This window comes from Bacillus sp. FSL H7-0578 (assembly GCF_038630855.1).
GTDB lineage: Bacteria > Bacillota > Bacilli > Bacillales > Bacillaceae > Bacillus > Bacillus safensis.
This window is the reverse complement of the sequence record NZ_CP152045.1, coordinates 2,620,216-2,635,524: the sequence shown is the minus strand read 5'-3', so window position 1 is coordinate 2,635,524 and position 15,309 is coordinate 2,620,216. Positions and strand designations below refer to the sequence as shown.

Annotated in this window: 15 protein-coding genes; 13 read left to right on the top strand and 2 right to left on the bottom strand. The window is 42.9% G+C overall.

The features are described 5' to 3' along the window. The first annotated feature begins 99 nt into the window (after positions 1-99). Both MHB41_RS13480 and MHB41_RS13475 read left to right on the top strand, forming a co-directional pair. On the top strand, positions 100-948 hold the full coding sequence (locus tag MHB41_RS13480; protein WP_340900043.1) for an MBL fold metallo-hydrolase: 849 nt from the start codon (positions 100-102) through the stop codon (positions 946-948). Positions 949-1,022: 74 nt separating this feature from the next. Continuing rightward, the gene (locus MHB41_RS13475) at positions 1,023-2,720 is read left to right on the top strand and encodes an NAD-dependent malic enzyme (RefSeq protein WP_340900044.1); all 1,698 of its coding nucleotides are present in this window, start codon (positions 1,023-1,025) and stop codon (positions 2,718-2,720) included. A 41-nt stretch (positions 2,721-2,761) separates the two neighbouring features. On the opposite strand, the gene MHB41_RS13470 is transcribed toward MHB41_RS13475, so the two are convergent. Next, positions 2,762-3,076, bottom strand: a complete 315-nt coding sequence (locus MHB41_RS13470; RefSeq protein WP_003217759.1) for a PepSY domain-containing protein — start codon at positions 3,074-3,076, stop codon at positions 2,762-2,764. A 199-nt stretch (positions 3,077-3,275) separates the two neighbouring features. Here MHB41_RS13470 and MHB41_RS13465 point away from each other — a divergent pair, with 199 nt between their 5' ends. After that, positions 3,276-4,349, top strand: coding sequence for a M42 family metallopeptidase (locus MHB41_RS13465; RefSeq protein WP_034279511.1), 1,074 nt, complete (start codon positions 3,276-3,278; stop codon positions 4,347-4,349). A 46-nt stretch (positions 4,350-4,395) separates the two neighbouring features. Here the strand turns inward: MHB41_RS13465 and MHB41_RS13460 are convergent, their stop codons facing one another. Continuing rightward, positions 4,396-4,842 carry a YtoQ family protein gene (locus tag MHB41_RS13460; RefSeq protein WP_024426182.1) on the bottom strand — a complete coding sequence of 149 codons (447 nt, stop codon included), beginning with the start codon at positions 4,840-4,842 and terminating at the stop codon, positions 4,396-4,398. Between the two features lie 200 nt (positions 4,843-5,042). On the opposite strand from MHB41_RS13460, the gene MHB41_RS13455 reads away from it, so the two are divergent. From MHB41_RS13455 to MHB41_RS13410, 10 genes are all read left to right on the top strand, one after another. Then, positions 5,043-6,071, top strand: a complete 1,029-nt coding sequence (locus tag MHB41_RS13455) for a PTS sugar transporter subunit IIC (RefSeq protein WP_101676755.1) — start codon at positions 5,043-5,045, stop codon at positions 6,069-6,071. Further along, positions 6,058-6,378 carry a thioredoxin family protein gene (locus MHB41_RS13450; RefSeq protein ID WP_024424860.1) on the top strand — a complete coding sequence of 107 codons (321 nt, stop codon included), beginning with the start codon at positions 6,058-6,060 and terminating at the stop codon, positions 6,376-6,378. Before MHB41_RS13455 ends, MHB41_RS13450 begins: the two co-directional genes overlap by 14 nt. A gap of 20 nt (positions 6,379-6,398) precedes the next feature. Further along, positions 6,399-7,211, top strand: a complete 813-nt coding sequence (locus MHB41_RS13445; protein ID WP_034279516.1) for a DUF1444 domain-containing protein — start codon at positions 6,399-6,401, stop codon at positions 7,209-7,211. A 16-nt stretch (positions 7,212-7,227) separates the two neighbouring features. Next, entirely contained in the window at positions 7,228-7,833 is a 606-nt protein-coding gene (ytpR, locus tag MHB41_RS13440; RefSeq protein ID WP_024424858.1) for a YtpR family tRNA-binding protein, read from the top strand. 195 nt (positions 7,834-8,028) lie between these two features. Beyond that, positions 8,029-10,761, top strand: coding sequence for a DNA translocase FtsK (locus MHB41_RS13435; protein WP_061109486.1), 2,733 nt, complete (start codon positions 8,029-8,031; stop codon positions 10,759-10,761). 301 nt (positions 10,762-11,062) lie between these two features. Then, a complete protein-coding gene (gene murC, locus MHB41_RS13430) occupies positions 11,063-12,361 on the top strand; it encodes a UDP-N-acetylmuramate--L-alanine ligase (protein WP_025092288.1) in 1,299 nt (432 codons plus the stop codon). Positions 12,362-12,584: 223 nt separating this feature from the next. Further along, positions 12,585-13,004, top strand: a complete 420-nt coding sequence (locus tag MHB41_RS13425; protein WP_024424855.1) for a DUF948 domain-containing protein — start codon at positions 12,585-12,587, stop codon at positions 13,002-13,004. Between the two features lie 26 nt (positions 13,005-13,030). Continuing rightward, on the top strand, positions 13,031-13,501 hold the full coding sequence (locus tag MHB41_RS13420) for a YtxH domain-containing protein (RefSeq protein ID WP_034279523.1): 471 nt from the start codon (positions 13,031-13,033) through the stop codon (positions 13,499-13,501). 33 nt (positions 13,502-13,534) lie between these two features. Next, positions 13,535-13,858 (top strand): bacillithiol system redox-active protein YtxJ, encoded by a 324-nt coding sequence (gene ytxJ, locus MHB41_RS13415; RefSeq protein ID WP_046312088.1) that lies wholly within the window; start codon positions 13,535-13,537, stop codon positions 13,856-13,858. A 221-nt stretch (positions 13,859-14,079) separates the two neighbouring features. After that, positions 14,080-15,156 carry a bifunctional 3-deoxy-7-phosphoheptulonate synthase/chorismate mutase gene (locus MHB41_RS13410; RefSeq protein ID WP_034279528.1) on the top strand — a complete coding sequence of 359 codons (1,077 nt, stop codon included), beginning with the start codon at positions 14,080-14,082 and terminating at the stop codon, positions 15,154-15,156. The last annotated feature ends 153 nt before the right edge of the window (positions 15,157-15,309 follow it).

The window sequence follows — 15,309 nt, the reverse complement described above, 5'->3', positions numbered from 1 at the left end:
GCTGCAAAGAAAAATGGCAGTCAGCTTTTTTTATGAAAAGATTGGTGCATGCGATTTTTGGCTGTATTTGCTACGATAGAAAAAGGAGGGATGACAGCAATGGAGACAATGAAAATAGGTGAAATGGAACTGTTTTGGTTAAACGGGGGAGATACGCACATGGACGGCGGAGCGATGTTTGGTGTCGTGCCAAAGCCATTATGGTCAAAAAAATACCCGGTAAATGACCGCAATCAAATTGAATTACGATGTGATCCAATTCTCATTCGGTGGAAGGGTCTTCACCTGTTAGTGGATTCCGGCATCGGATCAGGGAAGCTGACAGATAAACAAAAACGCAATTACGGCGTGACAGAGGAAACCAAATTGGAAGAATCTCTAGCGGCGCTTGGCCTGCGCCCAGCAGATATTGATTACGTATTGATGACACATCTGCACTTTGATCATGCCAGCGGATTAACAAAACGTGAAGGCGATAAGCTCGTGTCTGTTTTTCAGCAGGCAAAAATCATCACATCGAAAATCGAATGGGATGAAATGAGAGCGCCAAACATTCGCTCAAGAAATACATATTGGAAAGAAAACTGGGAGCCTGTGGCAGACCAAGTGGTCACATTTGAAGAAAGCATCGAAGTGACAGAAGGAATCGAGCTACATCATACAGGCGGCCATAGCAATGGTCATAGCATTTTAACGCTCACAAGTGAGGGCGAAACAGCGATTCATTTAGCTGATATCATGCCAACACATGCTCATAAAAATCCACTTTGGGTTTTGGCATATGATGATTACCCAATGACCTCGATTCCAGCCAAGCAAAAGTGGCAGACATTTGCAGAAGAAAAAAATGCGTGGTACTTGTTTTATCATGATGCCATTTATCGTGCTGTAAAATGGGACGAAGACGGGCAGATCACACACGAAATCAAAAGAGAAACAGGAAGATAAAAGATCATCTGTATGTTTTTTTCACCTTTCACACAAAATAACGACAAAATGAACTTGTGAAAGGAAGAGTGCAGGTGAACCAATTTTATCGTGTACATGGTGATGTGATCGAAACACCATTAAGAGGAATGGAAGTCATGTCAGTCCCTTATTTAAACAAAGGGGTTGCATTTACAAAGGAAGAGCGGGAGGAGCTCGGGTTAAAGGGATTTCTTCCGCCTAAGGTCTTAACCTTAGAGGATCAGGCAAAGCGTGCATATGAACAGTTCAAGGCACAGCCTGATGAACTGGGGAAAAATGTGTATTTAACAGCGCTTCATGACAGAAATGAAGTGCTTTTTTACAAACTGCTAAATGAGCACTTGGCGGAAATGCTTCCGATTGTCTACACGCCGACTGTAGGAACGGCTATTCAGCGTTATAGCCATGAATATCGAAAGCCAAGAGGGCTGTATTTATCGATTGATGATCTGGAAGGCATGGAAGAGATTTTTGCCTCTTATGGTGTCGATGAATCAATCGACTTAATCGTTGCAACGGATGCAGAAGGCATTTTAGGCATTGGAGACTGGGGCGTTGGCGGGATTGCCATTTCAGTTGGAAAACTTGCTGTTTATACAGCTGCAGCAGGCATTGATCCCAGCCGCGTGCTGGCAGTAGTGCTTGATGCCGGAACGAACCAAGAAAGTCTCTTGAATGATCCGCTTTATGTTGGAAACCAGCACTCCCGCGTTCGAGGAGAGCGCTATGATCAGTTCATTGATCAATATGTCGAGCTTGCCCGCGCTACTTTCCCAAATGCACTCCTTCACTGGGAAGACTTTGGGACAAAGAATGCCCGTGCGATATTGGAAAAATATAAGGACCGTATTTGTACATTTAACGATGACATTCAAGGGACTGGCGCCGTTTCACTTGCTGCAGTTCTGGCATGTGCAAAAGCTTCGAAGGTTCCGCTGAAAGATCACCGTATTGTCATTTTTGGAGCGGGTACGGCAGGTATTGGCATAGCCGAGCAAATCCGTGATGCGATCGTCAGAGACGGAGTCAAAGAAGAGGAGTCCTATGATCATTTCTGGTGTATTGATAAAACGGGGCTGCTCACAGATGATTCACCTGACATTCAGCCATTTCAAAAGCCGTATGCAAGACGTTCTGACGAAGTAAAGGATTATGCCCGTAATGGTCCAAAGCATACGATTGATCTATTAGAGGTCGTCAAGCAGGCGAAACCAACAATCTTAATTGGCACTTCGACGGTCGGAGGCGCTTTTACAGAGGAAATTGTAAAAGAAATGGCGTCACACGTGGAGCGCCCTGCGATTTTACCGATGTCGAATCCGACACCTCTTTCAGAAGCAAAGCCGCAAGATCTGATCGAGTGGACTGAAGGACGTGCCCTTGTGACAACAGGAAGTCCATTTGATCCTGTCGAATATGGCGGCGTCACATATGAAATTGGACAAGCGAATAATGCCCTTGTCTTCCCAGGCCTTGGTCTAGGCACAATTGTGTCAAAAGCACGCCTCATGACAGACAGTATGTTTGTTGCGAGTGCTGAAGCCATTGCAAGCATGGTCAATGTTGGGAAGCCGGGTGCAGCGATGCTGCCAAGTGTCGATCAGCTTCGAACCGTTTCAGCGACAGTGGCCGTCCGTGTGGCGCAGGCAGCAATTGATGAAGGAATAGCAGAAGAAACGCCTGATGATCTTATTCAGGCTGTGCAGGACGCTATGTGGCATCCTGTGTACAAAAAAATTAAAGCCATATAAAAAAAGCTTCGCAAGGACACGTCTTTGCGAAGCTTTCTTGATCAAGCAACAGAATCAATTACATCCACGATCATGCCAGTTTTGGCATCAATCATCACTTCATACTGTTCAAGCTCACCAAATGCAGAGCGGGTAATGCCAGATTTGTATACATCAATCGTTTCGCCATTTACGGTATACGGTTCTGGTACAGTATAAATCCAAGAGCCATCAATTGGGCCGCGCTGTTTAAAAGCAGATTTCACAATTTTTAATGCTTTTTCAGATGAGATATACGTAGGGAAAAATACTTTCTTTGCAACAATTGCAGCGGCTACGCCAATACTCGCACCAATCAGAACATGTTTTAACTTCAACGTGCTGCACCTCCGTATTGCTGTTTTTTCCATTATACAAAACTTGTCCAACGATGTTAAGGAATCCGAATACTTGAAAGCATATTCAAAATTTCTGGAGAGATACTTGGAAAACCGAAAGAATTCTTATAGTATAAAGTGAGTGTTATTTTTATAGGAATATATATGGTCATTACATAGAAACGAGGTAAACTGTAGAATGAACGAAGAAACATTGTCGCTTTTCCGAAATTTAACAGAATTACAGGGAACTCCAGGAAATGAGCACCATGTGCGTGCTTTTATGAAAAAGGAACTTGAGAAATATTCTGATGAACTCATTCAAGACCGTCTTGGCGGAGTGTTTGGCGTACGCAAGGGACCGGAAAACGCACCGAAAATTATGGTAGCGGGTCATATGGATGAAGTCGGATTCATGGTCTCATCGATTACGAAAAACGGGATGATTCGTTTTCAAACACTTGGCGGCTGGTGGAGTCAAGTCATGCTGGCGCAGCGTGTGGACGTCCATACCGATCACGGGCCAATTCCTGGTGTCGTCTCTAGTACACCTCCTCACCTTCTCACGCCAGAACAAAAAAGCAAACCTGTGAAGCCGTCAGATATGCTCATTGATATTGGTGCAGACAGTGAAGAAGAGGCAAAAGAGCTTGGCGTTCGTCCAGGACAGCAAATCGTTCCTGCAACGGTTTTTACCCCAATGGCGAATCCAAAAAAGATTTTAGCGAAGGCTTGGGATAACCGCTATGGCTGCGGCCTTGCAATTGAATTATTAAAAGAATTAAAAGACGAATCACTTTCATGTCAGCTGTACTCAGGAGCAACTGTTCAAGAGGAAGTTGGGCTTAGAGGAGCTGAGGTAGCTGCGAATATGATTCAGCCAGATCTTTTCTTCGCTTTAGATGCGAGTCCTGCAAACGATGTGACAGGTGACAAAACACAGTTCGGCCAGCTTGGAAAAGGTGCACTTCTGCGTATTTTTGATCGGACAATGATTACGCACCGCGGAATGAGAGACTTTGTACTTGATACTGCTGAGACAAACAACATTCCATATCAATATTTCGTATCACCGGGTGGTACGGACGCTGGACGTGTTCATATTTCAAACCAAGGTGTGCCTTCTGCTGTCATTGGAGTTTGTGCACGCTACATTCATACAAGTCATTCTGTTTTGCATGTGGATGATTACGCAGCGGCAAAAGAGTTAATTGTCCGCCTTGTCAAAAATTGTGATCAAAGTACAGTGGATTCTATTTACCAACAAGTATAAATAGAATAGAAAAAGGCTGCTTCTTCAATGAGAGCAGCCTTTTTTCTTATTGCTGTTCAAACACATAAGATAACGCCTTGATCGCTTGGTTTACGGTTTCCACAGTGATATTTGCTTTGTTTGATAGTTCCTTTAACGGATGGTGCAGCTCTTTTGGACGGATTAAAATAAGAGGTTTACCTTTTGCAATCGCAGCAGATGCATCCATGGCTGTGTTCCACTGCTTATATTTCTCACCAAAGCGAGCAATGACGACATCTGCTTTGTTTAATAAAATTTCAGTACGAAAATTATTCAAATCAGAAGCTGCATCATCTTTGAAAATGGCATTCGGCTGCTCACCTAAAATATCCTCACCGATGTTATCTGAGCGGTCATGATTTTCCATTGGACCGACAAATGTCACCGGCAGCTTCAAAGATTGGCTTTTCTCCTTGATTTCATCACGCCACTGGCTATGAATTTCTCCAGCTAAATAGACAGTTAATTGCATAACGATCTCCTCCTTTTGTACAAACTTAGTAAAGGTTTGTCCTGTTTCTTTTCATGTTACACAAGAAGTGCTTGATAAAGCAAAAAAAATATGATTATGATATTCATGGTAGAGACTATTTTTCATCGCAAGAATACTACATATAATGGGAAGGACAGGCCTCTTCGTCTTTCCTATGAGAAAGCAGGAAGACGACGTTGATGACTTATTTAAAAAGAAAGGGGATCTCCCTTTCGTCAAAGGTGTATTTCATTGATGCACTTTCTTATATGGCTTTAGGTCTATTTGCTACATTAGTGGTAGGTTTGATTTTAAAAACAGCAGGCGGTCTGTTATCACTTCCACTCATCATTAAAATGGGAACCCTTGCCATGGGGCTCATGGGACCGGCGATCGGCGTAGCGGTTGCGTACCGTTTACATGCATCTCCTTTGATCATTTTTGCAAGTGTTGTCTCAGGCGCTGCAGGAGCAGAGCTTGGGGGGCCTGCTGGAAGCTTTGCCGCAGCATTAATTGGTGTGGAACTCGGCAAGCTGGTCAGTGGTGAGACAAGAATTGATATTATTTTAACGCCGTTTGTCACCATTATCACTGGCTTTTTCACCGCTGCCCTAATCGGACCTGGAATTGAAGCCATGATGACAGGGCTCGGCAGGCTCATTATGTGGGGGACAGATCAAAGCCCGCTGATCATGGGCATGCTGGTAGCGACCATTGTTGGACTTGCTCTCAGTTCTCCGATCTCAAGTGCTGCACTTGCGCTCATGCTTGACTTAAGCGGGACAGCTGCTGGTGCTGCAACGATTGGCTGCTGTGCTCAAATGGTCGGCTTTGCCGCTGCAGGCTTTAGAGAAAATCGCTTTGGCGGTCTTGCGGCTGTCGGCATTGGAACGTCAAAGTTGCAGCTTTCGAACATTGTGAAAAATCCCCTCATCCTGATTCCGCCGACAATTGCTGGTCTGATTCTCGCGCCAATTGGTATTATTGGCTTTGGGATGGTCAATAATGCGGCAGGAGCGGGAATGGGAACGAGCGGGCTTGTTGGACAACTCATGACGCTGACCGTCATGGGGTTTCATCCATCTGTATTTCTGGCGATCGCTCTCTTGCATATCGTTGGCCCGGCAGTGATTAGTTTGGTAGTATCAGAATGGATGAGAAAGAAAGGCTATATACAATTCGGAGATTTAACCATACAAACTGGAGGAATGAAACATGAAAAAAATTGAATCAAATGAAGAATTACAAAAAGTGATTCAAGAAGACTTAACGGTATTGCTATTTTCAGCTGACTGGTGCCCGGACTGCACATTTATTGAGCCATTCTTGCCAGAGCTTGAAGCAAACTACCCAGAATTTGAGTACTTCTATGTCGATAGAGACAAGTTCATTGACACTTGTGCAGAGTGGGAAATTTACGGTATTCCAAGCTTTTTAGTCTTTAAAAACGGACAAGAGATTAACCGCTTTGTCAGCAAAGATCGTAAGACAAAGGAAGAGATTGAAGCATTTTTAACAGATTCTCTTTCTAAATAACGAAAGGAGAGTCTAAAACGATGGCAAAAATGACATCAAGACAGCTTGCGAATGAACTCAAAAGCCGTCTGACGAACGACAGCTGGTCACACGAGTTTGACCGGGAAAAAGATACGCTTCGTATTGAAGATAAACAAACAGGCAAAGGCATCACACTAGAGCTCCCGCCAATTATTGCAAAGTGGGAAGTAAAGCCTGATGAAACCATTGATGAGATCGTCTATTATGTGAAAGAAGCGCTGAGTGCCATGAAAGGCGAAGCGCAGCACATTTCAGGAAAAGAAAAGCAGATCTATCCGGTCATTCGTTCCACTTCCTTTCCTGAGGCATCAAGTGATGGGATTCCGCTCGTGTTTGATGAGCATACAGCAGAAACGAGAATCTACTATGCGCTTGACCTTGGAAGCACCTACCGACTAATTGATGAAAAGATGCTCCAAAAGGAAAACTGGACAAAAGAGCGAATCAGAGAAACTGCAAGCTTCAACGTCCGTTCGCTAGAAACAGTAGTGAAAATGGATGAAGTGGCAGGCAACCGGTTTTATTTCTTCCGTGCAAATGACGGGTATGACGCCAGCAGACTTTTAAATGAATCGTTATTACAAGAATACGCGCAAAAAATAGAAGGGCAGATGGCGATTTCTGTTCCCCATCAAGACGTTTTCATCATTGCAGATGTTCGCAATGATTCAGGCTATGATATTTTAGGGCAGATGTCGATGAGCTTCTTCGCCAGCGGCACGGTTCCGATTACCGCATTGTCATTTTTATATGACGAGGGTAAGCTTGAACCGATCTTTATACTTGCAAAAAGCAGACCAAAACAGCAGTAGAAGGGAATTTTGAAGAATGAACGTTTTTTATAATGCAGAAGGTGTAGGCGACACACTCCTTATTTCATTGAAAGATGTGACGAGAGAAGAAGTAGGTCATGAGACGTTTGGAGATGTTGTACGAATCTTCAATCAAGAAACAAAAGAAACAACAGGCTTTAATATCTTCAATGCATCCACTTACATGAAAATTGAAGAAAACGGATCTGTTCCGCTTTCTGAAACCATTGTTCAAGATATCAATGAAATTTTAAACCGTAACGGTGTCAGTGAAACGTTGACTGTGGATTTATCACCAAAATTTGTTGTCGGCTATGTAAAGGAAAAAGAAAAGCATCCGAATGCAGATAAATTAAACATTTGCCAAGTTGATGTGGGCGATGAAACCTTACAAATCGTGTGCGGTGCACCAAACGTTGACCAAGGTCAATATGTTGTGGTGGCGAAGGTCGGTGCAGTGATGCCAAGCGGTATGGTCATCAAAGATGCTGAGCTAAGAGGCGTTCCATCAAGCGGTATGATTTGTTCTGCAAAAGAGTTAGATCTTCCAGACGCACCTGCTGAAAAAGGGATTCTTGTTTTAGATGGAAGCCATCAAGCTGGCGAACCCTTTAAAGCGTAACCTCCCATAAACGGGCACATAGGAGCGAAGAATGTGTTATACCAAAAGTCACTAAGTACGTACTTAGTGACTTTTTTTCATCTACAACAGCATGAACAGCATAAAGCGGCACTTTTCTAGCTTTTCTGCATGAAAAAGCAATGGTATACTAAAAATCGCCCAAGAAAACGTAAGGGGAGTTAAAGTGAGTGATAAATGATGAGTTGGTTAGATAAATTTTTTAGTGTATTTTTAGGAGAAGAAAAGAAAGAAGAAAAAGCTGCAAGACCTGAAGAAGATCTAGCTGCACCAAAGCAGCCAGCTTTTGAACCGCATAAAGAATATAAAAAAATCGAAGATACGAAAGTGTATTATGAATATCCAAAAGGGAACTTTCGCTTTCCGCTCGTTCCAGATGAACCCCAGCGTGATGGAGTGAAGCAGGAGAGAAGACGCGTGAAACCAAGCCAGCCAAAGGCAAAGCAGAAAACCTATCAGCCTAAACAAACGCTTCAGCCTGATATAAATAAAAAGCCATTCAAGCCAGAGCAAATTCCATCACCGATCTATGGCTATCATCAGGATATGCGTCCAAAACGGGCAGATTCAAAAGAAGGAACAGCTTCAGTTCAAAGGAAAGCAGCAGAAGAAACGGCGCAGCGTGTCACACTGTTATCAGAAGAGGCAGAGCGTGAACGGAATGTCAGACAGCAAATGAACATCCCGTCTATACAGAAAGAAAAACGTATCGAGGAAATGGCTTCAGTGTCAGCAGAAGAGAGAACGGACAAAGAGCCAGCAGTAACCCCGCATACATTGCAAGAGGAACTCGCTTATCAAGATCATGTTCAATCGACACTGGAACGTTTAACTGACGAGCCTTTCATCGAGCCAGAAGAAAACGATCCAGAAGATCATCATGAAGCTGATGTACATAAGCAGCAAGCAGAAGTCTATCAGAAGCAGCCCGTTGAGTCTGAGCCGGAACAGACTGTCTCCGGTGATGAAGAAGAAATAAAGGACGATCCTGTCCATCAGTTTGAAGATCATACTGAGGAAATAGACATGTTGACCTTCGAAACACCGGAACCTTCGCAGCCAGCGATTGAAATGGAAGTAGACATGCCATCAGAAGAAGCGGCGTTAACAGAAAACATTTCAGCAGAACCGGTGGAAGAAGTAGCGGCTGATCCAATAGAAGACAAACAAGAAGAAGCGCCTGCGGCAGCATTTGAAGAAGCTGAGCCAGTCAAACATGACCTGCAGGAAGATCAGCTGGTCCAAGAAGCTGAAATTGAAGAAGATCAAGTGATGCCAGTAGAACAAGTAACAGAGGAACAAACTGCATCTGAAGCGGCAGAAACCGTTATAGAGCAGACAGAGCAGCAAGAACAAACGCATGAAGTCAAGAAAGAAGAACCAAAACAGACATCTCCGCAGCCACAACGCACAAGCGGGCAAACCTCTACGGTTCCGTTTAATGTCATGATGTTAAAAAGCGATCAGCGCGTGCAAGGACAAAAGAAAGCAGCCGATACACAAGGGTATGTTTTTCCAAGCCTTGCCCTTTTAGACGTACCGCCAGCTCAAAAAGAAGAGGACGGCACATGGGTGAAAGAGCGGGCAGAGCTGCTCAATGCGACGCTTAAAAATTTCAACGTAAGAGCAAGTGTCGTTCATGTCACACAGGGACCTTCTGTGACAAGGTTTGAAGTACATCCAGAACCAGGTGTCAAAGTGAACAAAATCACGAATCTGTCAGATGATATTAAACTTAGTTTGTCCGCAAAGGATATTCGAATTGAAGCACCGATTCCAGGAAAGAACACGATCGGGATCGAAGTGCCAAATCTGCACAGTAAAATGGTGTTCTTAAGAGAAATGATCAGAAGCAGTGCGTTTAGAGACAATCCATCTCCTTTAACAGCGGCACTCGGATTAGATATTTCAGGCCAGCCTGTCGTGGTTGATCTGCAAAAAATGCCGCATGGCTTAATTGCCGGAGCCACTGGTTCAGGAAAAAGCGTCTGCATTAATACGATTTTAGTGAGCCTCATGTTTAAAGCATCACCAGATGAAGTGAAAATGCTCTTAATTGATCCTAAAATGGTTGAATTAGCGCCGTATAACCACATTCCGCATCTTGTGAGTCCAGTCATCACCGATGCCATGACAGCAACTGCTGCTCTGAAATGGGTAGTGGATGAAATGGAAAGACGCTATGAACTATTTGCACACTCTGGCGTGAGAGAAATTAAACGATTCAATGAGCTTGTGAAAGAAAAACAAATGGGAGAAAAACTGCCTTATCTCGTCGTGGTGATCGATGAGCTGGCTGATTTAATGATGGTCGCACCAAATGAAGTCGAAGAAAGCATCTGCCGAATTGCACAAAAAGCAAGAGCATGCGGCATTCACTTATTGATTGCGACACAAAGACCTTCTGTTGATGTCATTACAGGTCTCATTAAAGCTAATATTCCAACAAGAATTGCATTTTCTGTTTCAAGTCAGGTGGATTCAAGAACGATCATTGACATGGCAGGTGCAGAAAAGCTTCTCGGAAAAGGAGACATGCTCTTCTTAGAAAATGGCTCCGGCAAACCGACAAGGCTGCAAGGGAACTTTGTATCAGACCGTGAGATTGATCAAGTGGTGGCACATGTGAGAAAGCAGCGCAAGCCAGTGTTCCTTTTTGAACAGGAGGAACTCATGCTGCAGGGCTCTGCGATTACAGACGAAGATGAATTGTTTATGGATGCCTGCCGTTTTGCCATCGAGCAGAATAGCGCTAGTACATCAAGTTTGCAGCGAAGATTTAGAATTGGCTACAACCGTGCAGCCAGGTTGATTGACATGATGGAGCGCGAGGGCATGATCTCTGGTGCGAAAGGCAGTAAGCCAAGAGAAGTGCTCATGACACTGAGTGACTTAGAACAGTTGATCTAAACAAACCACTTCATTTTTTTCATAAACATGGTATGATAGCACATAGGTGAAATTTTGTAATTGGACGCTTTTCGCATGTCTGTCAGAGCGCTTTTTTATGTAAAATAAGCGGAAACAGGTGTTAGAAATGGGAAAGTTGTCGGATACTAATCATAGTTAATATTGATTAGAATAGGAAGATCGGAAAAAATCTTTATTTGGAGCTGCGATCTGTGATCAGCTAGAGGCAAAATCACAAGTTGCAAATTGAAATGAGCGTCATATACTGTAAGTCAGATAGACGTTTGTTGGAGGTACAATTATGACTGTTTATCATTTTGTTGGAATAAAAGGGACAGGTATGAGTCCACTGGCCCAAATTCTTCATGATACTGGGTATACTGTCCAAGGATCGGATATCGAAAAACATATCTTTACACAAAAAGCGTTAGAAGAACGAAATATTAAAATTCTACCATTTGACCCAGATAATATTCAGCCAGGGATGACGGTCATTGCAGGAAATGCATTCCCTGATACACACCCTGAGATTGAACGCGCCCTTTCTGAAGGGATTCCTGTCATTCGTTACCATAAATTCCTTGGAGAATACATGGATTCATTCACAAACGTTGCGATTACTGGTGCTCATGGCAAAACATCGACAACAGGACTGCTTGCTCACGTCATGCAGGCAGCCAAACCTACTTCGTACTTAATCGGTGATGGATCTGGAATGGGGAAAGAAAACAGCGAGTATTTTGTTTTTGAAGCATGCGAATACCGCAGACACTTCCTCAGCTATCATCCAGATTATGCGATCATGACCAATATTGATTTTGATCATCCTGATTATTTCTCGGATATTGATGACGTGTTTGATGCGTTTCAAAACATGGCGCTTCAAGTGAAAAAAGCCATTATTGCCTGCGGTGATGATGAGCATCTGCCAAAGATTCAAGCGAAGGTACCTGTTGTGTACTACGGTTTCAACGAAGAAAATGATTTCCAAGCACGCAATGTTGTGAAAAATACGGAAGGTACCACATTTGATGTATTTGTACGCAATACGTTTTATGATACCTTCTACATTCCTGCCTACGGAAATCATAATGTCCTCAACTCGTTAGCTGTCATTGCATTATGTCACTATGAGTCCATTGATGTAGAGCTTATCAAAGGCGCATTAACGACATTTGGCGGTGTGAAACGACGCTTTAATGAAAAAGTGGTCGGTGAGCAGGTCTTAATTGACGATTATGCACATCATCCAACTGAAATTGAAGTCACGATTGAAGCAGCTCGCCAAAAATATCCGGACCGTGATATTGTGGCTGTCTTCCAGCCGCATACGTTCACACGTACACAGCAATTCTTAAGTGAATTTGCTGACAGTCTAAAGAAAGCCGACTATGTCTACCTTTGTGATATTTTCGGTTCAGCCCGTGAAAACATTGGGAAGCTGAGCATTGAAGATTTACGAGAAAAAATCCCGCAGGCCCAATTAATTGAGGAAGAAGATACATCTGTGCTGAAAACGCACGAAGATGCGATTCTGATCTTTATGGGAGCAGGAGACATTCAGAAGTATTTGCGTGCTTATGAAAAAGTCGCTGTATAAATGCTTTAAAAAAGTGCCGTTTCACACGGCACTTTTTTTATTTTGAATAAAATGTGACAAAAGGGCTAAATGTGTCAACATGCGGCGCTTTTTTTCGTTCGCTGTGGACAGGAATTAGCGAATAAGTGTAGAATTATTATTCAATCGGTCATTCTAGGCGATGTTTGAATGATACAACGAGAGGGTAATGAATTGAATATGCCCGCAGCAAAGGAGGTATCAGATGATTATTATTCTATATCTAAGCGTTGCACTGATCGCAATTGCTTTCCTCATTCTTGTCATCTATTTGTCCAAAACATTAAAATCCTTACAGCTGACATTAAAGAATGTTGCATCAACTTTAGAAGGTCTTGAAGGTCAGATGCAAGGCATCACCACAGAGACAGCACAGTTGCTACATAAGACGAATCAGCTTGCTGAAGATATTCAAGACAAATCAGCAAAACTTAACACAGTTGTGGATGCGGTGCAGGGAATTGGCGGCTCGATCAACCAATTTAATACAAGCATAAAGCAGGCAGCTGGTGCGGTTTCTTCATCCGTTGAAAGAAATCAAGAAAAAGTGACGGATGTGGTAAGCTGGAGTAACGCAGCACTTGAAATTTATAAAAAATGGAAACAGCGTAAACATCAAAAATAAACCATATTCGCATAGGAGGAATAATCATGAGCAAAGACGGAATCAATAGCAAAGACTTTTTGATCGGAACACTTATTGGTGGAATTGTTGGTGCAACAACAGCATTATTTTTAGCACCGAAGTCAGGGAAAGAGCTTCGCGATGATTTGAACACCCAAGCGAATGCGTTAAAAGAAAAAACAGACCGGCTCACAACAGATGCAAAAGAAAAAGGCACTGAATATGTGACGATTGCAAAAGATAAAACGTCTGAATTGTCTCAGCTTGTAGCAGAGCAGTCAAACCAGATTTTAGACAAAGTGAAAGACATAAAAGAGCGTGCGGCTGGAAAAGCTAATCATGTGAAAAATGAAGCAGAAGATGCGGCAGCGGATTTGGCAAGCGAAGCATCTGATGTAGCAGATGAAGCAAAAGTAAGAGCACAAGAAGCAAAATCAGAAATTGAAGACGGCATCAAAGATGTCAAAGAAAAAGTAGAACAATCTACTAAAGGCTAACTCTCACTGCTCGAAGTGAAGAAGGAGAACATCATGTCAAAACAACTCATTGAAACAGAAGAACAGTTTGATCAATTAACGAATCAAGATGGGACCTTTGTCTTTTTTAAGCACAGTTTGACATGTCCGATCAGCCAAGCGGCTTTTCAAGAGTTTGAAGCATTTGCGTCTGCACATGAAGACGTGCCAACGTATTTCTTGCAAATTCAAAACACGAGAGAGCTTTCATCCTACGTGGCTGAAAAATCAGGTGTAAAGCACGAAAGTCCGCAGGCACTCGTCTTTAGCGGTGGAAAAGTAAAATGGCATGCTTCTCACTCAAGCATTACAAAAGAAGCGCTTGAACATAATCTGTAAAAGAAAGAAACGTCAGCAGCGGCTGACGTTTTTTTTATAAAAAAGGTTTACTTGAACAAAAAGTATGCTATAATCTTACATACAATACTTTATCGCTTAAAAGCGTTTGGGTAATAAAGAAAATTTTCGTGACAATTCCGAAATCTTTGTTTATAATAAACCCTATCATGCAAGAATGAAAAAATAAAAAGCGAGAGCAGGCAGAGGAAAGGATGACAAAAATGAGCAACAATGAACTAGAAAAATTGAGGCAGCAAGCAGATGAACTAAATCTTCAAATTCTAAAACTGATCAATGAAAGAGGAAACATTGTCAAAGAAATTGGAAAAGCAAAAGAAGCGCAAGGTGTCAACCGTTATGATCCTGTCAGAGAGCGCACAATGCTGAACCAAATTCTTGAAGAAAATGATGGGCCATTTGAAAACTCAACGATTCAGCATATTTTCAAAGAGATTTTCAAAGCAGGTCTAGAGCTTCAAGAAGATGACCACAGCAAAGCACTTCTTGTTTCTCGTAAGAAAAAGCCAGAAAACACAATCGTGAATATCAATGGGGAAGCGATCGGTGATGGAAAGCAGCGTTTCATCGTTGGACCATGTGCCGTTGAAAGCTACGAGCAAGTCGCAGAAGTAGCGGCAGCAGCGAAACAGCAGGGATTAAAACTACTTCGCGGTGGCGCATTTAAACCTCGCACAAGTCCATACGACTTCCAAGGACTTGGTGTAGACGGTCTAAAGATTCTAAAGCGTGTAGCGGATGAATACGGTCTTGCTGTCATTAGTGAAATTGTCAATCCTGCTCATATTGAAGAAGCGATTGAGCATATCGATGTCATCCAAATTGGGGCACGTAACATGCAAAACTTCGAGCTATTAAAAGAAGCCGGTTCCGTGAAGAAACCAGTTCTTTTAAAACGCGGTCTTGCAGCGACCATTTCAGAATTCATCAATGCAGCTGAATACATCATCGCCCAAGGAAATGATCAAATCATCCTTTGCGAGCGCGGTATCCGCACATACGAAACAGCGACAAGAAATACACTAGATATCTCGGCAGTGCCAATCTTAAAACAAGAGACACATCTACCAGTCTTCGTTGATGTGACGCACTCAACTGGACGTAGAGATCTCCTCCTTCCAACAGCAAAAGCAGCTCTTGCGATTGGAGCAGACGGTGTCATGGCAGAAGTACATCCAGATCCATCTGTTGCACTGTCTGACTCAGCGCAGCAAATGGACATTCCACAATTCGAAAAATGGTTAGATGCATTAAGACCACTTGTGAATATTCACGCGTAATCATAGATAGAAATAGCCGCCGGATAACTGCCCGGCGGTTTTTTTATGGAGAAATACCATGAAGTTTGGGAATGAAAGGAAGAAAGCACATTGCAACCCTAAAAAGTGCTTGTTCACAATGTTTTCATTTTTAAAATTCGATAGAATCTGCTA